This is a genomic window from Rhizobium sp. N731, assembly GCF_001664145.1.
Classification (GTDB): Bacteria; Pseudomonadota; Alphaproteobacteria; order Rhizobiales; family Rhizobiaceae; genus Rhizobium; species Rhizobium esperanzae.
Genome location: NZ_CP013601.1, coordinates 1,867,347 through 1,887,449 on the forward strand (window position 1 = coordinate 1,867,347; position 20,103 = coordinate 1,887,449).

Genomic DNA, 20,103 nt, shown 5'->3' on the forward strand with positions numbered 1-20,103 from the left:
GAGTTAGAGTGATGGGTTCTCTTAGCATGTGGCACTGGCTGATCGTTCTGGTCATCGTGCTGTTGTTGTTCGGTCGCGGCAAGATTCCGGAACTGATGGGCGATGTCGCCAAGGGCATCAAAAGCTTCAAGAAGGGCATGACGGACGAGGACGCGCCGGAAACGGCAAAGACCGTCGATCACAAGGCCGACGAAACGAAGTAATCAAGTCCGGGAAAAAGCGCAGCCCCCGCGCTTCCCGTCCAGGAGCCTTGCATGTTCGATATTGGCTGGACCGAGCTTTTGGTCATCGCGGTCGTGCTGATCGTCGTTGTCGGTCCCAAGGATTTGCCGCCGATGCTGCGCGCTTTCGGCAAGATGACGCAGCGCGCCCGCAAGGTCGCAGGTGAGTTTCGGGCGCAGTTCGACGAAGCGTTGCGCGAAGCCGAGCTTGACGACGTGCGCCAGACGATCAGCGACGCCCAGAAGCTCAACCCGGTCAACAGCCTGCGCGAGGCGATGAACCCGCTTCGCCAGATGGGCAACGAGATCAAGGCCGACTTGCAGAAGACGACTGCGGCTCCGGAAAACAAGACCGAAGTGCCGCCGGCTGCCGTCTCGGCCCCGACGCCGTCGATGAGCCTGCCGGAAACGCCGCCCCTGGTGCCGGCGCCTGCGCAGCCTGAGCCCGTCGCAGCAGCGATTGCCCGGGCCGATACCGTCGCCGACAAGCCGAAGGCCGTGCGCAGGCCACGCGTCAAGGCTGCCGACAAGGTCGATGCTGCCGCAGCCGTTGCCCTACCGGTGGAAAAGCCGAAGCGGGCCGCGGCAGTCAGGAAGCCTGCAACGCCGAAGAAGCCGGCGCAGACGAAGAAGAAGGACGAGGCATGAGCGGTGACATCGAAGACAAGCCGCAGCCGCTGATCGAGCACCTGATGGAGCTGCGCACGCGGCTGATCTGGTCGATCGGGGCGTTCTTCATCGCCTTCATTGTATGCTTCTTTTTTGCCAAGCATCTCTTCAACTATCTGGTCATCCCCTACAAGACGGCCGTGGAATGGGCGCATCTCGACGTCGAGAAGGCCCAGCTGATTTATACCGCGCCCCAGGAGTTCTTCTTTACCCAGGTCAAGGTGGCGATGTTCGGCGGCCTGGTGGTCGCTTTCCCGATCATTGCCGCCCAGGTCTATAAGTTCGTGGCGCCCGGCCTCTACAAGAACGAGCGCCAGGCCTTCCTGCCGTTCCTGATCGCGTCGCCGGTCCTGTTCCTGATGGGGGCTGCGCTCGTCTATTTCTTCTTCACGCCGATGGTCATGTGGTTCTTCCTGTCGATGCAGCAGGCGCCGGGTCATGACGAGGTGGCGATCTCGCTGATGCCGAAGGTCTCGGAGTATCTGAGCCTCATCATGACGCTGGTCTTCTCCTTCGGCCTCGTCTTCCAGCTGCCCGTCATCACGACCCTGCTTGCCCGCGTGGGTCTGCTGACGTCACAATGGCTCGCCGAGAAGCGCAAGTTCGCCATCGTGCTCGCCTTCGTCGTCGCCGCCGTGCTGACACCGCCGGATCCGATGTCCCAGATCGGTCTTGCGCTACCAACGATCCTTCTCTACGAGATTTCCATCTATGCGGCGCGACTCGTGGAGCGCCAGCGTGCCCGGCAGGCGCTCGAAAAGGAAACCGGATCCGCGGACGTTGCCAAGACCGACAGCGTCTGAGGCGATCCGGAAGCCCTTTTATGACGCCGTCTCATCCGGTCGAGGCCCGGTCAGGCTTTGGCCGGGTCATTTCTGTTGCAACGACCTGGAACGACGATGCTCGATATCAAATGGATCCGTGAGAATCCCGAAGCGCTCGATGCCGCCCTTGCCAAGCGCGGCGCGGAGCCTCTGGCCCAAAGTCTCGTCGCCCTCGATGAAAAGCGCCGCGCGGCCGTGCAAAAGGCGCAGGATCTGCTCTCCCGCCGCAACGCGGCCTCCAAGGAGATCGGCGCAGCGATGGCCCAGAAGAACGGCGAGCTTGCCGAGAAGCTGAAGGCCGAGGTCGCCGAACTAAAGAACCTGCTGCCGGCGATCGAGGAAGAGGACCGTCAGCTGACGGCCGAACTCAACGACGCTCTCTCGCGCATCCCGAACGTGCCTTTCGACGACGTTCCTGTCGGCAAGGACGAGCACGACAATGTCGTCAGCCGCATCGTCGGTGAAAAACCGCGTTGGAACCACACGCCGAAGGAGCATTTCGAAATCGGCGAAGCGCTCGGCTACATGGATTTCGAGCGCGCTGCCAAGCTCTCCGGCTCGCGCTTCACCGTGCTGACCGGGCCGCTCGCCAGGCTCGAGCGCGCGCTCGGCCAGTTCATGATCGATCTCCACACCCGTGAGCACGGATACACCGAAGTCAGCTCGCCCCTGATGGTGCGCGCTGAAGCGCTGTTCGGCACCGGCAATCTGCCGAAATTCGAAGAGGATCTCTTCAAGACGACGGATGGCCGCTATCTCATTCCGACCGCCGAGGTGACGCTGACCAATCTGGTGCGCGAGGAAATCCTCGACCAGGAAAAGCTGCCGCTGCGCTTCACTGCATTGACGCCGTCCTTCCGCTCGGAAGCGGGCTCGGCCGGCCGCGACACCCGCGGCATGCTGCGCCAGCACCAGTTCTGGAAATGCGAACTCGTCTCGATCACCGATGCCGAGAGCGCCATTGCCGAGCATGAACGGATGACCGCCTGCGCGGAGGAGGTGCTGAAGCGCCTTGGGCTGCATTTCCGCACGATGACGCTTTGCACCGGCGACATGGGCTTCGGCTCGCGCAAGACCTACGATCTCGAAGTCTGGCTGCCGGGGCAGAATGCCTTCCGCGAAATCTCCTCCTGCTCGGTCTGCGGCGATTTCCAGGCGCGCCGGATGAATGCGCGCTACCGCGGCAAGGACGACAAGACCAACAGGTTCGTCCACACGCTGAACGGTTCCGGCACCGCCGTCGGACGCTGCCTGATCGCTGTCCTCGAAAATTATTTGAACGAGGATGGTTCCGTCACGATTCCGGACGTTTTGCTGCCTTATATGGGCGGACTGACCAAGATCAAACGGGCGGCCTGAGGCGATGCGCATCCTGCTTACGAATGACGACGGCATTCATGCGGAAGGCTTGGCCGCGCTGGAGCGGATCGCCCGCACGCTGTCCGATGACGTCTGGATCGTCGCCCCCGAGACCGACCAGAGCGGTCTTGCCCATTCGCTGAGCCTCTCCGAACCTCTGCGGCTGCGCAAAATCTCTGACAAGCATTTCGCCTTGCGCGGCACGCCGACCGATTGCGTCATCATGGGCATCCGGCAGGTGATGGACATCAAGCCCGATCTCGTTCTCTCCGGCGTCAATTCGGGCTCGAACGTCGCCGACGACGTGACCTATTCCGGCACGATCGCCGGTGCCATCGAAGGCACCATGCAGGGCGTGCGCTCCTTCGCACTCAGCCAGGCCTATCTCTACGAGGACGGCGCACGCATCGTGCCGTGGGAAGTCTGCGAGACACATGCCCCGGCTCTTCTGGAAAAGCTGATGGATCTGGACCTGCCGGAGGGCACGTTCCTCAACCTCAACTTCCCGAACTGCCGTCCCGGCGAGGTCGACGGCGCCGAAGTGACGATGCAGGGCAAGCTGGCCTTCAATCTGCAGGTCGATGCTCGCTCCGACGGCCGCGGCTTTCCCTATTACTGGCTGAAATTCGGCGAACGCGCCGGCGCCTTCATCGAAGGCACCGATATTCACGCTCTGAAGCATAACAAGATTTCGGTAACGCCTTTGAAACTGGATTTGACCGATTATTCCGTGACGGACCGCGTGGCGCGGGCCCTGGGATACGGAGCACAGGTTTGACGGCAAGACTGGCGGAGAAGGAGGGCTTTGCGGCGCTCGTCCTCAGATTACGTGCCGAAGGCATCTCCGACCTCGATCTGCTGACGGCGGTCGAGCAGACGCAGCGCTCGCTGTTCGTGCCGGCGCAATTTGCCGACGATGCCTATTCGAGCCGCACGATTCCGATCGAATGCGGCTCCTTCCTCGAAGGCGTCGATTTTGCCGTCCGCATCCTGCATCACCTGAAGCTCAAGCCGGGGCAGCGCGTCCTGGAAATCGGCACCGGCAGCGGTTTCACTGCCGCCGTCATGGGGCGCCTGGCCGAGCGTGTGCTGTCCATCGACCGCTACAAGTCGCTGACGTCGGCAGCGCAGCGGCGCATGGAATCGCTTGGCATGCGCAACGTCGTCATCCGCCATGCCGACGGCAGCGCCGGCATGCAGGGGGAGGGCACCTTCGACCGTATCCTGGTGACGGCGGCCTTCAATGCGATGCCGCGCTTCTATACCGACCAGCTCGTTTCCGGTGGCTCCATGATCGCGCCGCTGATGATTTCCGAAAACGAGTGTCGCATGGTGCGACTGACGAAAACCGGCAGCCGCTTCGAACGCGAGGAATTGTTCGAAGCGCCTTATCTGCCGATCATTCCGCGGCTTGCCTCGCTGCTCTAAATTAGGCTTTTTTCGGGACTTACGTCGGTGCTCGCCGTGCGGACTTTCCGCAACGGATGGCGAGCTGCAAGGGAAGGTTACTGGTCCCCGCTGCCGGAGCAAATCTTCAATCGCTCGATCAGCCAACGGCCTGCAGGCCCTGGTGGACCATCCGAGCGATAAGCCGCCGACATCGGCAGCCTCAGCCCGCCGACAGGTATTTCTTCGACCGCGAGTTCCAAGAGACGCCCGGCCTCGATCTCCGCCCTGACTGCATGCTCAGGCATTCCGCCCCAGCCAAGTCCGTTGATCAGGAACGTATGTTTGGCGAACAGGTCGGCCAGTCGCCAAGTATGAGGCGACATTACACCGAACTCACGCCCCTTCGACAGCTCGGTTCGATCGGTCAGCACGAGCTGGACATGCTTGGCGAGTTCGCTTCGGGGGATTGTTCCCTTGATAGCGGCAAGCGGATGATCCGCCGCAGCAACGACCAGGAACGTTACGCCGGCAAGCGGCTCCGTCACGACGCCGGGCGGCATTGCAGGCAAGGAGCCCACGATGCCGAAATTGGCTCGTTGTTCGAGAACGGGTTGGACGGTACCGCCGAGCGCCTCCACGAACAGCCGCAGCGGCACCTCGGGAAACTGCTGCCGGAAATCCTTAGCGGCCTCCGCGACGACATGAATGGGGAAAAATACGTCGACGACGACGGACAGCTCCGGTTCGAGTCCCGCAGCCATACCCTTTGCCTGCGATTTGAAGAAATCGACCTTGGCGACGACCTCACGGGCAGTCGCGACCAGCATATTTCCGGCTGCCGTCAGCTGAGGATAGCGGCCACTTCGGTCAAAGAGGGTGACGCGGAGTTGCGTCTCGAGGTTGCGAACCAGTTCGCTGACGGCCGATTGGGCTCGCCCGAGCTTGCGCGCAGCGGCGGAAAAGCTGCCTTCGTCAACGGCAGCAATAAATGTCCGTAATTGATCAAGCGACAAACCATCCAGCACAGCCGATCTCCGGTAACATTGATGATGGATTCCTGCGGCCACACTAGCATGTATCGGACCAACCGATAGATTGTCTAAGAAAATAACGGCTTTTCGGTTGGGTGCAATCGTGGCATCGAAACGCCACGCGAGCGTCGCGGCTCGGAAATACCCGAGCCGGCCTCCGGTTGAAGCGCACCAACCGCGCCAATACGCGGCAACACAGGAAAAGGTCACCGAAGTTGGCATCATCGGCTCAATTGAACAAAACTGAAAAGATCGTCTCCTGGAGCTTCCGCGGTCTTGCCGCTGCCGCGTTTCTCGCGGCCGGCGGCGCCAAGCTCGCGGGCGTGTCGATGATGGTCGCGATCTTTGATCAGATCGGCGCCGGTCAGTGGCTCCGCATCCTTACGGGGGCCGTGGAAGTCTGCGGCGCGATTGCCCTTCTGGCTCCGACGACGGCTGCATTCGGCGCCTTAGTCCTTGCTGTCACCATGATCTTCGCCGTGTTGACCCATCTCTTCGTCATTGGCGGTAGTCCCGTGCCGGCTATTCTTCTGCTTCTGCTCACGGGCACGGTTGTGTGGCTGCACCGTCGCGCCTTCGCAACGATCCTTGACCCGTTCCGCTGAGCCAGGACGCCAAGTTGCGTCGGTCCCGTTAACGCCGCAGCCTTTCTTCGAGGCTTCAATGTTTCGCTTCGCCATCCTCCTGCTTGTTTGCGTCTCCGTCGCCGGATGTCACACGACGCAGTTTGGCCAGTGGCTCGGCTGGCCAGAACCGCAGCGCACTCCCAGTGCCTATTGAATGGGATGCGTATATCCGAACAACCGAACCCGAAGGACTGAGCAGTGGAAATCGGTATCGACAGTTTTGCTATGCTTGCGAATGACCCGAAAGCGGGACGGATGCAGTCTGCAGCCGACCGTATGGAAAGTGTGCTTGCCGAGGTGGAACTCGCTGATCGCGTCGGTCTCGACGTCTTCGGCATGGGTGAGCATCACCGCGAGAACGCGCTCGATTCGGCTCCTGCGGTCATCCTTGCTGCTGCGGCCGCGCGAACGAAAAGGATCAGGCTGACAAGTGCTGTTGCTGTCATCAGTGCTGCCGATCCGGTGCGCGTCTTTCAGGAGTTTGCGACTCTCGATCTTATCTCCCGGGGACGTGCCGAACTGGTGGTCGGCCGCGGCTCCTTCATCGATGCCTATCCGCTTTTCGGTTACGATCTCAGGAACTATGACGCTTTGTTCGTCGAAAAGCTCGATCTCCTGCTCAAGCTCAATGAGGCGGCGCATATCAAATGGCAGGGCCGCTTCCGTCCTCCGCTGAATGGCGAGGGGGTCTATCCGCGTCCGCATCAGGACCGCCTGCCTGTCTGGCTCGGCGTCGGCGGCACGCCCGAATCTTTTGCCCGCGCAGGTACCCTCGGCCTGCCACTGATGGTCGCCATCATAGGCGGCAGCTTCGAGCGCTTTCGACCTCTCGTCGATCTTTATCGGCACGCCTGGGCTGCCGCCGGCCATCCGCCCGAACAGCAACGGGTCGGCGTGCACGCAATGGGCTTCGTCGGCGACACTGACGAAGCCGCCAAGGACGCCTTCTTTCCCGGCTGGCAGCAGATGATGTCCCAAGCCGGCAAGGAGCGAGGCTGGCTGCCGCCGTCCCGCGCCCAGTTCGAGGCGACGTGCGGCCCTCAGGGAGCATTCCTGATCGGCAGTCCGCAGACGGTCGTCACCAAGACGCTCGCAGCGAGCGTGGCATTGGGCGGCGTTTCCAGAGTGACGTTTCAGATGAGTACCGCCGCGCTCGAAACGGCAGCCATGGCTCGCTCAATCGAATTGCTTGGCACTGAGGTCGCGCCATCGGTGCGGCGAGCCTGCGAATAAACGGCTGCATGCCGCTTTCCAGAAACACGCTGCCAATTCCCGGCATCATGCTCAAGGCACTGCGATTTTTCACCCGTAAGCTATGGTTATCAACTTCTCAAAAATATTGCACTGATTCCAGCGTCTTAACCGCGTGGTAATACTAACGCGTTTTAATAGACCCACAAATGGTTGCGTTCTCAGTGGGTCGAGTCAATGCGTTTCAGTCTTTCGCCGAAGTTCGGTAAGTCGGCCGGTAATCTTCTGGTTGTGGGCCTGCTGGCGAGTGCCGCAACGGGCTGCAGTTCCGATGTGACACGGTTTGGCGGTTTGTTTTCCTCCTCCGGGCAGGACCAGATCACCACAAGTTCCATTCCGCGCCGGGGCGGCGTTCAGGGCGATCCGGTGCCGCGCGCCGATCTCGGCGGTTCGGCTGTCGCCAGCCGGTCCGGCTATGGCGGCAACAATGCGATGAACCAGCCCTATTCGGCGAACCCGGGTTACGAGCCGGTCCGTCCGTCCAACGCACGCCTGGCTTCTTCGCCGGTCTCGATCCAGCGTTCCGAGCTTGCCGCGCCGACGGCTGTCGCGCCATCCCGCCAGCGGGAAAAGGAAGTGGCGCTGGCCCAGCCGTTCCCGGCTTCGCCGCAGGCTCAAAAGCCGCGGCTCGTAGCGCCGGCGGCACCGAAGGCAACGCCCGATTCGTTGACAACAGGCACGACGCCGAAGATTTCCGGCTGGTCCTCGACCAATGCACCTTCGGTGACGCTGCGCCCGGGTGAAAACATCGCCACGCTGTCCCGGCGCTTTGGTGTTCCGGAAAAGGAAATCCTGCGCATCAACAATCTGAAAACCGCCTCTGCCGCTCAACCCGGCCAGGCGATCCTGATCCCGACCTTCAATGGCGGCAATGCCGCCAAGGCGGCGTCGCAGGCGGCCGATCTTGCCAAGCCCGGCAATATGCCGGAGCCGACCAAGGCGCCGGAGCAGAAGGTGGCCGTCGTCCCTGGCGCCAATTCCGCCCGCGACAAGACCATGGCGAGTGCCGATCCGGCCGCAAAGGTTCCCGCCGGCGCTGGCAAGGATCCGAAGGCGGCTGCCGGTACTTATGTGGTCAAGCAGGGCGATTCGCTGGCAAAGATCGCCAAGGCGACCGGCGCCAATATCGACGATCTCAAGGCCGCCAACAATATCTCGGCGACCACGCTGCGTGTCGGCCAGGCCCTGAACATCCCGAACGGCAAAACCGACACGATCAAGACCGCCTCGATCCCGGCAGAGAAGGTCGAGTCGAAGCCGGCTGATCCGGCGCCTGCCCAGCAGACGGCGTCCGTTCAGCCCGCGCCCTATAAGGCGCCGGCCGCCACCCAGACCGTCGACGAGGTCGAAAAGAAGGCCGACGTCAGCTCGGACGCGCCGGAATCGACCGGCATCGGCAAATACCGCTGGCCGGTACGCGGCCAGGTCATTGCCGCCTATGGCGCCAACGTCAACGGCAGCCGCAATGACGGCATCGATATTTCGGTCCCGCAGGGCACGCCGATCAAGGCCGCCGAAAACGGCGTCGTTATCTATGCCGGCAACGGCCTGAAGGAACTCGGCAACACGGTTCTCGTCCGTCACGACGACGGTACCGTCACCGTCTATGGCAATGCCGACACGCTGAGCGTGGCCCGCGGCCAGAAGATCCAGCGCGGTCAGACCGTCGCCGTCTCCGGCATGAGCGGCGACGTCAAGCAGCCGCAGGTCCATTTCGAGGTGCGCAAGGATGCATCCCCGGTCAACCCGATGACTTTCCTGGAATAGGTAGAGCGTACCAGGAGGCGCAAAAGCCCGGCCACCAGCCGGGCTTTTGTCATTTTGGACCGTCTTGTATCGAACCGGAAGCCTGTCTACGCCCGGTCGATATGAACGCGCATGCGCCCCGCCAGATCCTGGATGTATTGCCAGGCAACGCGGCCCGAGCGCGCACCGCGCGTCGTTGCCCATTCCAGCGCCTCGGCGTGCAGCGTGTCGCGCGCGAGCCCGAGCTTGAAGTGATCGGCATAGCCGTCGATCATGCCGAGATAGTCTTCCTGGCTGCATTTATGGAAGCCGAGCCAAAGACCGAAACGATCGGACAGCGAAACCTTCTCCTCGACGGCTTCGGACGGATTGATCGCTGTCGACTGTTCGTTTTCCATCATGTGACGCGGCAGCAGATGGCGCCGGTTCGAGGTGGCGTAGAAGAGCACATTGTCCGGCCGCCCTTCGACGCCGCCGTCGAGCGCCGCCTTCAGCGACTTGTAGGCGGTGTCGTCGTGATCGAAGGAGAGATCGTCGCAGAAGACGATGACGCGATACGGCGTGTCTTTCAGGAGGTCGAGCAGGTTGGGAAGGCTGGCAATATCCTCGCGGTGAACTTCGACCAGCTTCAGCGCGACGCCGCTTTCGCGCCTGACATCCTCGTGCACGGCCTTGACCAGCGATGATTTGCCCATGCCGCGCGCACCCCAGAGCAAAACGTTATTGGCCACATAACCTTCAGCGAAACGCACCGTATTTTCGTGCAGGATATCGCGCACATGGTCGACGCCGCGGATGAGTTTCAGCGCCACCCGGTTGGGTTTCTTGACGGGTTGCAGATGCTGGCGCTGCGGCGCCCAGACGAAACAGTCGGCCGCGTCCCAGTCATTGACGGCGGGTGCCGGTCCGGCAAGGCGCTGGACGGCATCAGCGAGCCGTTTGAGCTCGCCAAGCAGGGCGGTGTTGATTTCCTCGGTCATAGCAAGCTCCTCCTGATTTCTTGCTGCGGCAATCCGCTTTATCTTTCGATGCGGGGTAGCATGGCGTTTTGTCGCCGGAAAGGTTATGAGGCAGGGGAATCGGTGCTGTTTCCGGCTGTTTCTGTTGCATTCATCGAAGCGGCAACTATAGTCCGGCAACCTGAAAAATGAGGCGCAGTTCCGCCGCCAAGCCTGAGGAGTTTAGCATGTTCATCACCCCGGCATTCGCCCAGAGTGCGACCGATACCGCAACCGGTTTCGGCGGCTCCGGTTTCGAAATGATCATTCTGTTCGTGCCGCTGATGGTCGTCTGGTACTTCCTGCTGATCCGTCCGCAGCGCGCGCAGGCCAAGAAGCGTGAGGAAACCCTGAAGGCGATCCGTCGCGGCGACCAGGTCGTGACCGGCGGCGGTCTCGTCGGCAAGGTGACGAAGGTCGTCGACGACAAGGAAGTCGAAGTCGAGATTGCCGAAGGCGTTCGCGTGCGTATCGTCCGCAGTGGCATTTCGGAAGTTCGCGTCAAGGGTGAACCTGTCAAGGCCGACGCGGCGTAACAAGCGATAGCGGCAAACCGCCGGATCGGAAGATCGTCGAGAGAATGTTGCATTTTTCCCGCTGGAAAACACTTCTGATTTGGCTGGTTGCGTTTGCGGCCGTCGTCATCGCTGCGCCCAATCTGCTGAGCGAGGCACAGCGTGCCTCGCTGCCGGACTGGCTGCGACACGATCGCGTAATGCTCGGCCTCGATCTGCAGGGCGGTTCGCATATCGTTCTGAAGGTCGAGCGTTCCGATATCGTCAAGGATCGCCTGGAAGAGGCAGTCGCGAATGTGCGCGACGCGCTGCGCGGCGCCGGCATCCGCTATACCGGGCTGACCGGCAACGACCGGACCGTTAGTGTCCGGATCACCGATCCTGCTGAGACGCAGAAAGCGGTCGATCGTCTGAAATCCCTGACGACGACCGGCAGAGATTCCGCGCCCGAGCTCACGCTGCAGCAGGGCGGCGAAGGGCAGCTTTCGCTGCGGATTTCCGACGCCGGCATTAACGCTGACGTTGCCTCCGCCCGAACCCGGTCGCTGGATATTGTCGGCCGCCGCATCGCCGGATTCGGCTACGAGAATTTCCTCGTTCGTCCCGAGGGCGACGACCGGATCACCGTGCAGGTGCTGGGATCGGTCGATGCCGAGCGGCTGAAGAATCTCCTCAACCAGCCGGCCAAGCTTTCTTTTCATTTGATCGATGAAAGCATGTCGGGGCAGGAGGCGCTGAACGGCCGCTGGCCGGCGACATCGCAAGTGCTCTATTCGCTGGACGATCCGCCGGTTCCCTATCTTGTCGATCGCACGGCTTTCGCCAGCGCCGGCAACATGGTCGATATCCAGCCGGTCGTCGATCCGCAGACGCAGGATACCTCCATCGCCTATCGTCTCGATGCCGAAGGCACCAAGCGGTTGGCTGAGGTGACGGGACAGAATATTGGCAAGCACCTTGCCATCGTCTTCGACGATCAGGTCATGTCGGCGCCCGTCATCGATGCCGCCATCACCAACGGCGAGGGCCGGATTTCTGCGAATTTCTCCGAAGACGGTGTTCGCGACCTTGCCGTGATGCTGCGTGCCGGGGCCTTGCCGGCGACGCTGACGAGCGTCGAGGAGCGCAGCGTCAGCCCGACCTTCGGCGGCGAATCCATCGTCTCCGGCCTTGTTGCCGGCCTCGTCGCCGTCGTGTTGGTCGCAGCGCTGATGATCGCGCTCTACCGCATCCTCGGCGTCATTGCTGTCGTTTCGCTCTTCTTCAATCTGATCCTCATAATCGCGGCGCTCAGCCTTGCCGGCGCGACGCTCACCTTGCCCGGCATTGCCGGCATCGTTCTTATCGTCGGCATGGCGGTCGATTCGAACGTGCTGATTTACGAGCGCATCCGCGAAGAAGAGAAAACCGCCCATTCCTTTGCCGAGGCCGTCGGTCGCGGTTTCTCGCGTGCCTTTGCGACGATCGTCGATGCGAATGTCACGATCTTCATCGCCGCCGTCATTCTCTTTTTCCTCGGGAGTGAAGCCATTCGTGGATTCGCCGTGACGCTGGCGGTTGGCATTCTGACGACCGTCTTCACGGCATTCACGCTGACCCGCTCGATCGTCGCCGTCTGGCTGGCGCGACGCCACCCCCGGCACCTGCCAAAAAGCGTCCTCACCCATCTCTTCGAGCACGCCAATGTCCGGTTCATGGGGATCCGCCGCTATGTCTTCACCGCGTCGGCTGCGATTTCGCTGATCGCCATGGCGGCTTTTGCCACCGTCGGCCTGCAGCTCGGCATCGACTTCACCGGCGGCTCGCTCATCGAGGTGACGGCGAAACAGGGCAATGCCGACATCGCCGATCTCAGATCGCGCCTCAACGATCTCAATCTCGGCGAGGTCGGGGTCGAACGCACCGGCGGCCCGGCGAACGCGCGGATCCGCATCGCCTCCCAGGGCGGCGGAGAGAATGCCGAGCAATCGGCAGCGACGCTGGTGCGCGGCGAGCTCGAGGCGGATTATGATTTCCGCCGCGTCGAAGTCGTCGGCCCCGCCATCTCGGGCGAATTGACGATGATGGCGACGCTCGGCATCGTTGCCGCGCTCGCGGCAATCCTGCTCTACATCTGGATCCGCTTCGAGTGGCAGTTTGCCGTCGGCGCCATCGTCGCAACGCTGCACGACGTCATCATCATGCTGGGGTTTTTCGTGCTGACTGGCATCGAATTCAATCTGACGAGCATCGCCGCGGTCCTGACGATCGTCGGCTATTCCCTGAACGACACTGTCGTCGTCTATGACCGGATGCGCGAGAACCTGAAGCGATACACGAAGATGCCGCTGCCGATCCTGATCGATGCCTCGATCAACCAGACGCTGTCGCGCACCGTCCTGACGGCAGCGACGACGCTGCTTGCCTTGCTGGCGCTCTACCTGTTCGGCGGCGACGTCATGCGCTCATTCGCCTTTGCGATGCTCTTCGGCGTCGCTCTCGGCACTTTCTCTTCGATCTATATCGCCGCTCCCGTGCTGATCGTCTTCCGGCTGCGGCCGGAGAGCCCGGACGGGGAGGAGAGCAACAAGACGGATGCCGGTGTAAAATCCGGCACGGTGGTTTGAAAACATGGCCAAAGGCATAGAAATCCGCGCCGCGCATTTTCCCGGGCGCGCCCCGATCGATACTTACGGCAATGGCGGTTTCCGTTTTGCCGACATGTCGCATCGCGGCTCGATCCTTTGCCTGCCCTCCGGCATTCACGGCTGGGACATGGACATGTCGAAGCCGCTGTCGCCTGAAAATTTTCGCCGCGTGCTGGAGGAGGCCGCCGATATCGAGGTTCTGCTCGTCGGCACAGGAACTGAGCTTCGCCGTCTGCCCGAGGAATTGAAGCAGGCGCTGAAGGCGCGCGGTATCGCCTCCGATCCGATGAGTACGGGTGCCGCAGTGCGCACCTTCAACATCATGCTCGCCGAGCAGCGCGCCGTCGCGGCGGCATTGATTGCGGTCTGACGATGGCGGAAGAAAATATCGCGACGAACCAGGATATCTGCCTGGCGATGTTGCGCGACAATGATCGCGACCGTTATCTCGCCTGCCTTTTGTCACCGCAGGACAAGCGCGGCGCGCTTGCGGCGCTTTACGCATTCAATGCCGAGCTTGCCCGCATCCGCGACCTGGTGCACGAGCCGCTGCCGGGTGAAGTGCGCATGCAATACTGGCGTGACCTGCTGGAAGGCAGCGCGCATGGCTCGACGGCGGCCAATCCCGTCGCCGCCGCACTTCTGACCGCGATCGAAACCCATCGCCTGCCGCGCAAGACGCTGCTCGATATGATCGAGGCTCGCACCTTCGACCTCTACGACGATCCAATGGAGACGCGGATCTCGCTCGAAGGTTATGCCGGCGAAACGGCCTCCGCGCTGATCCAGCTCGCAAGCCTCGTGCTTTCGCCGGAGGAGGCCCCGCGATCAGCGAATGCGGCCGGCCATGCCGGCGTCGCACAGGCGATTGCCGGGCTGTTGCTGCTGATGCCGCTGCATCGCCGCCGCGGCCAGCTCTATATTCCGCTGCAGATCCTTTCCGCCACCGGGCTCGACCGCGGTGCCTTTCTCGCCGGCGAAGACCGGCCGCGCGTCTCCGCCGCCATCGAGGCCTTCGCCGGTCTCGGCCTTGAGCATCTGGCAAAGGCGAGAGGGGCAGGGTCGATTGCGCCAGCCGTGTTCCCTGCCTTCCTGCCCGCGACCCTGGCCGAACCGGTGCTGCTGAAGGCGCAGAGGCGGGGCGCTCTCCTGTTCGACCGGCCGCTGCAGTCGCCGCAATGGCGCCGCCAGCTCAGAATGGCGCTGGCGGCGGGCCGCCGGAAAATCTGATATAGGTCAAATTCGCGCAAGTCTCGCGCGCTACAAGGCCCTCACCACTATGCTTTGAACGGAGACTCGGCGTGGGCATTATCGTCTGGTTCGTCCTTTTCGCCATCGTCATCTTCTTTGCTTTCGTGGCCACACGCATGGCCGCGCAGAACAAGGAAGACAGTCTGCACGACACCGGTCTGGCCATTATCGAGTTCGGCCGCGCCTTTCCCAACGAGGCGATCCGTCAGCTGCAGGCGACGGAAAACAGTCAGGCGATCTTCGTGCGCCTGCACGACAACAAGGCCGGCCTCATGCGCAACATGGCACGCCATTTCTCCTGTCATCTGATCGAGCCCGGCCGTGTGCGTGCCGTAAGCACGGAGACGGGCAAGGGGTTGATGATCGAATTTCTGGATGCGCCCAGTCACAACGGCAGATTCGAGTTTGCTTCGCCGAAGGAGGCTTCCGAAGTGGCGCTCTGGCTGCTCGGCAATTACATCGCCGAGCCGGATAAGGATCTGCCGTCCGACAGTATTTCCGCCGCCAACAAGCAGTAGAACAGCTGCTTAGGCACTCTCGGCAAAGGTCGGTGTCTGACCGAGCCAGGCGGCGCAGTCTGCAAGCGCCCGACGCGCGATCAACTGCCGTTTCATGATCGTTTTGTCCTTGCCGCGAAAGCGCTTGACGCCTTCGGGCTTGACGATCGAGCCGGGCTCGAGCTCCGGAAACAGCCCAAAATTGATGTTCATCGGCTGGAACGATCGCTTGCCGGGCTCCTCGTCGGTCACGATGTGTCCGCCGGTTATATGACCGAGCAGCGAACCGAGTGCCGTCGTCGCCGGCGGCAGCGAAATCGCCTCGCCCTTGCGTTCGGCAGCGGCGAAACGCCCGGCCATCAGCCCGACGCTGGCGCTTTCCACATAACCCTCGCAGCCGGTGATCTGGCCGGCAAAGCGCAGGCCGGGCCGCGATTTCAACGTCAGCGACGGATCGAGCAATGTCGGCGAGTTGACGTAGGTGTTGCGGTGCAGGCCGCCGAGACGGGCAAACTCCGCATTTTCCAGACCTGGGATCATCCGGAAGATTTCCGCCTGCGCGCCGTATTTCAGCTTCGTCTGAAAGCCGACCATGTTGTAGAGCGTGCCGAGCGCATTGTCCTGGCGCAGCTGCACAACGGCATAGGCCTTGACCGTCGGATTATGCGCGTTGGTCAGCCCCATCGGCTTCATCGGCCCGTGGCGCAGCGTCTCGCGGCCGCGCTCGGCCATCACTTCGATCGGCAGGCAGCCGTCGAAATAGGGCGTGCCTTCCCATTCCTTGAAGCCGACAGTATCGCCAGCGATCAACGCGTCGACGAAGGCGTTGTATTGCGCTTCGTCCATCGGGCAGTTGATGTAATCCTTGCCCGTGCCGCCGGGACCGACCTTGTCGTAGCGCGACTGATACCAGCAGATATCCATGTCGATGCTCTCTCGGTAGACGATCGGCGCGATAGCGTCGAAGAAAGCAAGCGAATCCTCGCCCGTCTGGGCCTGGATGGCGCTGGCAAGCGACGGCGCTGTCAGCGGTCCGGTGGCGACGATGGCAAGATCCCAGTCGCGCGGCGGCAGGCCGGTGATTTCCTCGCGCACGACGGTGATCAGCGGGTGGTCGTGGATCGCCTTGGTCACGGCTTCGGAAAAGCCGTCGCGATCGACGGCCAGCGCGCCGCCGGCCGGCACCTGATGGCGATCGGCGGCTGCCATGATCAGCGAGCCCGCCATGCGCATCTCGGCATGGATAACGCCGACGGCATTGCTGGTCGCATCGTCGGACCGGAAGGAGTTGGAGCAGACGAGTTCGGCGAGGCCGTCGGTTTTGTGCGCATCCGTGCCGCGCACGCCGCGCATTTCATGCAAAATGACGGGAACGCCGGAACTGGCGATCTGCCAGGCGGCTTCCGAACCGGCAAGCCCACCGCCGACGACGTGAATAGGAGCATAGGAAATCGTGTTCATTCCGGGCTGATATCATGTCGGCAGATGCGATCCAACACCTGGAATCAAAAACGGCGCCTGATGGCGCCGTCTTGAAGCATCGTGCCGGTTACCCGCTATTAGCGGAACGAGCGGGATGCGATATTGCGGATGTCGTAGCGGCTGACGCCGATGTCGGACAGGGTCTGGTTGGACAGGCTGCCGAGTTCGTTGAGCGTACGGCGGTAGCTAATCCAGCTCTTTGCAATGCGGATCGGGTTCATTGTCATCTTCCTCGAACAAAAGTCCGCTTGACGGCGGGATCGCCTGTCTCTCTGCGGTTGATGTTTATATAGGCGAAAACCCTCTCATTGTGCAGTGCAAATAAAAGGCGTCTGCCATGCAAATGTGCAATATGATGCTTGAGAAATAAGCGGTGAACATTTTTTGAGCGGCCAAAGAACCCGGAAAGATCCTGCAACCGCGACGGCCGGCAATCGCCGTAAACGAAAACGCCCGCTGCGGTACAGCGGGCGTTTTAAGCTTGGGCGGATCTGCTTGGAAGGAAGCAGAAACCTTTGAATTAACGCGAAGACGCTTCGCGGGCGACGCGATGGATGTCCGAACGGTCGATGCCGAGGTCATGCAATTCGCGGTTGGTCATGCGGCCGAGTTCGGTGACCGTCTGACGATACTTGCGCCAGTTGTTGAAAGAGCGAGTGATGTTCATGTTAAGCCCCTTTCCGAGGGTTTGATCTGCCAGCAGCCACCCATCGGCGCTGACCTCTATTTGATGACCGGAATATATGTTGCGGTGCAAAGAAGGAAAACAGCCAAGTTTTCAGGTCACCTATGCGACTTATGCAATGCTTTATACAATGTTACCGCAGTGTGGCCAACGAATAGGCAAAGTGACTCTAGGGAGTACTCGACTTTTGAAGCCGCGCGAGGTTGCGACGAGGAAATACCCCAGCCTCTGGCGGGTTAGGCGCTGGACAGGCGGTTCGTCGCCGGTTCGACAAGCTGTCAGTCGTTGCGATGGCCCCGCAAAGCGGCGCGATCACGAATGCGGCGCCGCGACTTGAGGTGAAGAAAAATCCGGTGGACCTTGCTTTTCCGGTGGCACGGCGCAGCCCGCCACGCGTGTGCTAACGCCTTGAAACTGTATATAATATTGTCATCAAATAAAACGCCCGCCGGGGGAGGATCCGGCGGGCGCATTATAGTGACCGGCAACTGGGAGGAGGAGTGTTGCCAGTCCATCGCAGCGCGCTTGGGAGGAGGAGTGCGCGGCTGCGAATCTCGTCACGGACAAAGCAATCCGCGGGCGTCCGGCGGTGCCGGGCCGGGGCGCCATCCCCGTGCTTCGATATTTCTGTAAATAGTATGACTAATTGATATTTTGCAGTGCAATAAATACATGATTGGTATGCGAAGCGTGCATACCTGTTCCTTCATATGCTCATATTAGCGGTTCCGACGTTAGCGCCCGGTTAACACCTGACCCAAATTAGACCAATGAGGAATTTGCATATTTGACGCTGAGGCGTTTGCGAAGCCGCCTGCTGCGTCTATAAATGTCGGTAGCCGCAGCGCCGGAGCGAGCGTCGCGGAACTGAGGGGTGGAAGCATGTATCGCGGCAGATTGGAGCGGGATCTCTCGCTCTGGGTGGGCAAGGGTCTGCTTGGAGAGGAAACGGCCGGCGCGCTTCTCGCCGAATATGACAGCCGCCCGGCCAGCTTCAGCCTCGGCCGGGTGCTGATGGCGCTGGCGGCGGTGCTGCTTGCTGCTGCCGTTCTGCTGGTCGTCGCCTCCAATTGGGAGGCCATTCCGCGCCTCGTTCGCGTCGGCGCCATCCTCGCGCTGATTTGGTCTGTGCACATTGCCGCCGCCTCCACGTTTGCCCGGGGTGCGACAGCGGCAGCAAGCGGGCTGCTGGTCATCGGCACGATAAGCTTCGGTGGCGCGATTTCGCTGGTCGGGCAGATGTATCATCTCTCCGGCGACGAGCAGACCGTGATGTATCTCTGGTTCGCGATCGCGACGATCTCGGCGATCCTGTTCCGTTCGGGCGCGGTGGTCGTCGTCGCGGGCTTTCTCTCCTGGGCGTCCTTCGCCGTCTACCTCGAGAACAACGACACGCATTGGATCGGATTTGATCCCTGGACGGCGCCGGTCATGGCGGTGATCACAATCGCGCTGGTGCGTTATACCGGTGCCGAGCGGGCCCGTCATCTCGCCTATCTGCTGCTGATCGGCTGGCTCGCCTGGCTCTACACTCTTTATGAGGAGATCGCGGTGGCGCTGGCCTTCGCAATCGGCGGCATGGCGGTTTTCGCGCTGACGGCGTTGCCGCACCCCCGTATCGCTTCCCTCGTCAGGAGTGCCGGCGCAGCGCCGGCTTTCTACAGCTTCCTTATCGCCGTGATCGGCTTGCTGCTGCTGCATATCGAGATCGAGCAAGGCTGGCGGCTGGTGGTGCTCGGGGTGGCGACGCTCGCCGCTGCCGTGCTGGCGATCGCGCTGCATGGCAGGGATAACGGCGCGGTGCGTTATGTCGCCTATACGACCTTTGCCGCCGAGATGCTCTATCTCGCCTCCGTCACGGTCGGATCGATCCTCGGCACGTCGAGCCTCTTCCTGTTCTCCGGTCTCGTGGTGGCGCTCGTCGCCTGGATCGTCATCCGTCTCGAGCGACGCTTTTCACGGGAGGCGCGCGCATGAGCTCGTTGATGGCAAGGCTGCAGTCCGGCAAGGGATATCTCATTTCGGCGATCATCGTCGCCGGCTTGCAGACTTTAATACTCGGCACGATCATCCAGAGCCGTGCGTCGATCCTCAGCAGCGGCGCTGAGGTCCTGCTGAAGACCGCCCCGGTCGATCCTCGCGATTTCCTGCGCGGTGATTATGTCGTCTTGAATTACGACATTTCCACCGTGCCGGTGCAGACGGTCTCCGGTGGCATTCCCGCAGAACCCGGCGAACGCACGCTGTGGGTCCGGTTGAAGAAGCAGGCGGACGGTTTCTGGACGGTGACCGAATCGTCTTTCCAGGCGCTGCCGCCGCAGCCGGAGACGGTGATCCTGCGCAGCAGGCCTTTCTACAGCGGCGGGCTGGCCGCGGGCGACAGCATCCGCGTCGAATACGGCATCGAACGTTATTACGTCCCCGAGGGTCAGGGTAAACCGCTGGAGGAGGAGCGCAATGATGGCAACGTCGCCATCGCGGTGCGCGTTTCGGCGGACGGAAGGGCGCAGATCCGCAGCCTGCTGGTCGATGGCAAGCCGGTTTACGACGAACCGCTTTACTGATCCCGCAAGCCTTCGGGGCAGGGCGGCTTTTGGGCCTTGAATAGCCTGTCATTGGACGTTCATTTTTCCTTTGCCTCGACCAAATCGGGTGATATAGAGACGCCGCGCTCCGGAAGGCCTCATGCGCAGGCATAGGCATGCGGTTCTGTGAACGCGGGTATGGTGAAATTGGTAGACACGCCAGATTTAGGTTCTGGTGCCGCAAGGCGTGGGAGTTCAAGTCTCTCTACCCGCACCAGGCTGTTTGCAGGGGGAGGCTAAGAAAATTTAGTCCCCCGATACCCGGAAGCGAATGCCGTTCCCCCTTGGGCGGAATGATGCAGGAATTGGGAAAAGCCACGCGCGGCACGCAGCCGGCGTCGTGCTCA

At 61.7% G+C, this 20,103-nt stretch carries 21 protein-coding genes and 1 tRNA gene; 17 read left to right on the plus strand and 5 right to left on the minus strand.

Features of this window, described 5'->3' with window-relative positions:
• Positions 1–11 precede the first annotated feature (11 nt).
• The 6 genes from AMK02_RS09235 to AMK02_RS09260 all read left to right on the plus strand — a co-directional run bounded on the left by AMK02_RS09235 (position 12) and on the right by AMK02_RS09260 (position 4,501).
• A complete protein-coding gene (locus AMK02_RS09235) occupies positions 12–203 on the plus strand; it encodes a twin-arginine translocase TatA/TatE family subunit (protein WP_011425113.1) in 192 nt (63 codons plus the stop codon).
• Positions 204–254: 51 nt separating this feature from the next.
• Positions 255–869 carry a Sec-independent protein translocase protein TatB gene (gene tatB / locus AMK02_RS09240; protein ID WP_064802113.1) on the plus strand — a complete coding sequence of 205 codons (615 nt, stop codon included), beginning with the start codon at positions 255–257 and terminating at the stop codon, positions 867–869.
• The gene (gene tatC, locus AMK02_RS09245) at positions 866–1,693 is read left to right on the plus strand and encodes a twin-arginine translocase subunit TatC (RefSeq protein WP_064802115.1); all 828 of its coding nucleotides are present in this window, start codon (positions 866–868) and stop codon (positions 1,691–1,693) included. The genes tatB and tatC overlap by 4 nt, the downstream gene beginning before the upstream one ends.
• 96 nt (positions 1,694–1,789) lie before the next feature.
• Positions 1,790–3,073, plus strand: coding sequence for a serine--tRNA ligase (serS, locus tag AMK02_RS09250; protein ID WP_064802117.1), 1,284 nt, complete (start codon positions 1,790–1,792; stop codon positions 3,071–3,073).
• Positions 3,074–3,077: 4 nt separating this feature from the next.
• Positions 3,078–3,851 (plus strand): 5'/3'-nucleotidase SurE, encoded by a 774-nt coding sequence (surE, locus tag AMK02_RS09255; protein WP_004678859.1) that lies wholly within the window; start codon positions 3,078–3,080, stop codon positions 3,849–3,851.
• On the plus strand, positions 3,848–4,501 hold the full coding sequence (locus tag AMK02_RS09260) for a protein-L-isoaspartate(D-aspartate) O-methyltransferase (RefSeq protein ID WP_064802119.1): 654 nt from the start codon (positions 3,848–3,850) through the stop codon (positions 4,499–4,501). The genes surE and AMK02_RS09260 overlap by 4 nt, the downstream gene beginning before the upstream one ends.
• Before the next feature lie 77 nt (positions 4,502–4,578).
• On the opposite strand, the gene AMK02_RS09265 is transcribed toward AMK02_RS09260, so the two are convergent.
• Complete coding sequence (locus tag AMK02_RS09265) at positions 4,579–5,487, minus strand: LysR family transcriptional regulator (protein ID WP_064802121.1); 909 nt, start codon at positions 5,485–5,487, stop codon at positions 4,579–4,581.
• A 239-nt stretch (positions 5,488–5,726) separates the two neighbouring features.
• On the opposite strand from AMK02_RS09265, the gene AMK02_RS09270 reads away from it, so the two are divergent.
• The 3 genes from AMK02_RS09270 to AMK02_RS09280 all read left to right on the plus strand — a co-directional run bounded on the left by AMK02_RS09270 (position 5,727) and on the right by AMK02_RS09280 (position 9,137).
• Positions 5,727–6,098, plus strand: a complete 372-nt coding sequence (locus tag AMK02_RS09270; protein WP_237358341.1) for a DoxX family protein — start codon at positions 5,727–5,729, stop codon at positions 6,096–6,098.
• Between the two features lie 219 nt (positions 6,099–6,317).
• Complete coding sequence (locus AMK02_RS09275) at positions 6,318–7,352, plus strand: LLM class flavin-dependent oxidoreductase (RefSeq protein WP_064802125.1); 1,035 nt, start codon at positions 6,318–6,320, stop codon at positions 7,350–7,352.
• Positions 7,353–7,547: 195 nt separating this feature from the next.
• The gene (locus AMK02_RS09280) at positions 7,548–9,137 is read left to right on the plus strand and encodes a M23 family metallopeptidase (RefSeq protein WP_064802127.1); all 1,590 of its coding nucleotides are present in this window, start codon (positions 7,548–7,550) and stop codon (positions 9,135–9,137) included.
• Between the two features lie 86 nt (positions 9,138–9,223).
• Here AMK02_RS09280 and AMK02_RS09285 read toward each other — a convergent pair whose 3' ends face one another.
• The gene (locus tag AMK02_RS09285; protein ID WP_064802129.1) at positions 9,224–10,096 is read right to left on the minus strand and encodes an ATP-binding protein; all 873 of its coding nucleotides are present in this window, start codon (positions 10,094–10,096) and stop codon (positions 9,224–9,226) included.
• Positions 10,097–10,302: 206 nt separating this feature from the next.
• Here AMK02_RS09285 and yajC point away from each other — a divergent pair, with 206 nt between their 5' ends.
• From yajC to AMK02_RS09310, 5 genes are all read left to right on the plus strand, one after another.
• Entirely contained in the window at positions 10,303–10,650 is a 348-nt protein-coding gene (yajC, locus tag AMK02_RS09290) for a preprotein translocase subunit YajC (protein WP_004678848.1), read from the plus strand.
• Positions 10,651–10,694: 44 nt separating this feature from the next.
• Positions 10,695–13,235: a protein translocase subunit SecDF gene (secDF, locus tag AMK02_RS09295; RefSeq protein ID WP_064802131.1), complete on the plus strand. Its 2,541-nt coding sequence runs from the start codon at positions 10,695–10,697 to the stop codon at positions 13,233–13,235.
• A gap of 4 nt (positions 13,236–13,239) precedes the next feature.
• Positions 13,240–13,626, plus strand: coding sequence for an Mth938-like domain-containing protein (locus tag AMK02_RS09300; protein ID WP_004678846.1), 387 nt, complete (start codon positions 13,240–13,242; stop codon positions 13,624–13,626).
• 2 nt (positions 13,627–13,628) lie between these two features.
• The gene (locus tag AMK02_RS09305) at positions 13,629–14,486 is read left to right on the plus strand and encodes a phytoene/squalene synthase family protein (RefSeq protein WP_064802133.1); all 858 of its coding nucleotides are present in this window, start codon (positions 13,629–13,631) and stop codon (positions 14,484–14,486) included.
• Between the two features lie 71 nt (positions 14,487–14,557).
• Complete coding sequence (locus AMK02_RS09310) at positions 14,558–15,025, plus strand: hypothetical protein (protein WP_064802135.1); 468 nt, start codon at positions 14,558–14,560, stop codon at positions 15,023–15,025.
• Between the two features lie 9 nt (positions 15,026–15,034).
• Here AMK02_RS09310 and trmFO read toward each other — a convergent pair whose 3' ends face one another.
• The 3 genes from trmFO to AMK02_RS09325 form a co-directional block, all read right to left on the minus strand.
• The gene (gene trmFO / locus AMK02_RS09315) at positions 15,035–16,465 is read right to left on the minus strand and encodes a methylenetetrahydrofolate--tRNA-(uracil(54)-C(5))-methyltransferase (FADH(2)-oxidizing) TrmFO (RefSeq protein ID WP_064802136.1); all 1,431 of its coding nucleotides are present in this window, start codon (positions 16,463–16,465) and stop codon (positions 15,035–15,037) included.
• A gap of 98 nt (positions 16,466–16,563) precedes the next feature.
• Positions 16,564–16,707, minus strand: coding sequence for a DUF1127 domain-containing protein (locus tag AMK02_RS32680; RefSeq protein WP_064802139.1), 144 nt, complete (start codon positions 16,705–16,707; stop codon positions 16,564–16,566).
• 299 nt (positions 16,708–17,006) lie between these two features.
• The gene (locus AMK02_RS09325; RefSeq protein WP_004678838.1) at positions 17,007–17,153 is read right to left on the minus strand and encodes a DUF1127 domain-containing protein; all 147 of its coding nucleotides are present in this window, start codon (positions 17,151–17,153) and stop codon (positions 17,007–17,009) included.
• Positions 17,154–18,053: 900 nt separating this feature from the next.
• Between AMK02_RS09325 and AMK02_RS09330 the strand changes: the two genes are divergently transcribed.
• From AMK02_RS09330 to AMK02_RS09340, 3 genes are all read left to right on the plus strand, one after another.
• Positions 18,054–19,148: a DUF2157 domain-containing protein gene (locus AMK02_RS09330; protein ID WP_064802141.1), complete on the plus strand. Its 1,095-nt coding sequence runs from the start codon at positions 18,054–18,056 to the stop codon at positions 19,146–19,148.
• A complete protein-coding gene (locus AMK02_RS09335; protein WP_064802142.1) occupies positions 19,145–19,735 on the plus strand; it encodes a GDYXXLXY domain-containing protein in 591 nt (196 codons plus the stop codon). The genes AMK02_RS09330 and AMK02_RS09335 overlap by 4 nt, the downstream gene beginning before the upstream one ends.
• Before the next feature lie 153 nt (positions 19,736–19,888).
• A tRNA-Leu gene (locus tag AMK02_RS09340) sits at positions 19,889–19,973 on the plus strand.
• Positions 19,974–20,103 lie beyond the last annotated feature (130 nt).

What these genes read in the sequence shown, in the direction of transcription:
- AMK02_RS09235 (WP_011425113.1), top strand. Translation starts at nt 12, where the DNA reads ATGGGTTCTCTTAGCATGTGGCACTGGCTGATCGTTCTGGTCATCGTG.
- tatB (WP_064802113.1), top strand. Translation starts at nt 255, where the DNA reads ATGTTCGATATTGGCTGGACCGAGCTTTTGGTCATCGCGGTCGTGCTG.
- tatC (WP_064802115.1), top strand. Translation starts at nt 866, where the DNA reads ATGAGCGGTGACATCGAAGACAAGCCGCAGCCGCTGATCGAGCACCTG.
- serS (WP_064802117.1), top strand. Translation starts at nt 1,790, where the DNA reads ATGCTCGATATCAAATGGATCCGTGAGAATCCCGAAGCGCTCGATGCC.
- surE (WP_004678859.1), top strand. Translation starts at nt 3,078, where the DNA reads ATGCGCATCCTGCTTACGAATGACGACGGCATTCATGCGGAAGGCTTG.
- AMK02_RS09280 (WP_064802127.1), top strand. Translation starts at nt 7,548, where the DNA reads ATGCGTTTCAGTCTTTCGCCGAAGTTCGGTAAGTCGGCCGGTAATCTT.
- AMK02_RS09285 (WP_064802129.1), bottom strand. Translation starts at nt 10,096, where the DNA reads ATGACCGAGGAAATCAACACCGCCCTGCTTGGCGAGCTCAAACGGCTC.
- yajC (WP_004678848.1), top strand. Translation starts at nt 10,303, where the DNA reads ATGTTCATCACCCCGGCATTCGCCCAGAGTGCGACCGATACCGCAACC.
- secDF (WP_064802131.1), top strand. Translation starts at nt 10,695, where the DNA reads ATGTTGCATTTTTCCCGCTGGAAAACACTTCTGATTTGGCTGGTTGCG.
- AMK02_RS09300 (WP_004678846.1), top strand. Translation starts at nt 13,240, where the DNA reads ATGGCCAAAGGCATAGAAATCCGCGCCGCGCATTTTCCCGGGCGCGCC.
- AMK02_RS09305 (WP_064802133.1), top strand. Translation starts at nt 13,629, where the DNA reads ATGGCGGAAGAAAATATCGCGACGAACCAGGATATCTGCCTGGCGATG.
- trmFO (WP_064802136.1), bottom strand. Translation starts at nt 16,465, where the DNA reads ATGAACACGATTTCCTATGCTCCTATTCACGTCGTCGGCGGTGGGCTT.
- AMK02_RS32680 (WP_064802139.1), bottom strand. Translation starts at nt 16,707, where the DNA reads ATGAACCCGATCCGCATTGCAAAGAGCTGGATTAGCTACCGCCGTACG.
- AMK02_RS09325 (WP_004678838.1), bottom strand. Translation starts at nt 17,153, where the DNA reads ATGAACATCACTCGCTCTTTCAACAACTGGCGCAAGTATCGTCAGACG.
- AMK02_RS09330 (WP_064802141.1), top strand. Translation starts at nt 18,054, where the DNA reads ATGTATCGCGGCAGATTGGAGCGGGATCTCTCGCTCTGGGTGGGCAAG.
- AMK02_RS09335 (WP_064802142.1), top strand. Translation starts at nt 19,145, where the DNA reads ATGAGCTCGTTGATGGCAAGGCTGCAGTCCGGCAAGGGATATCTCATT.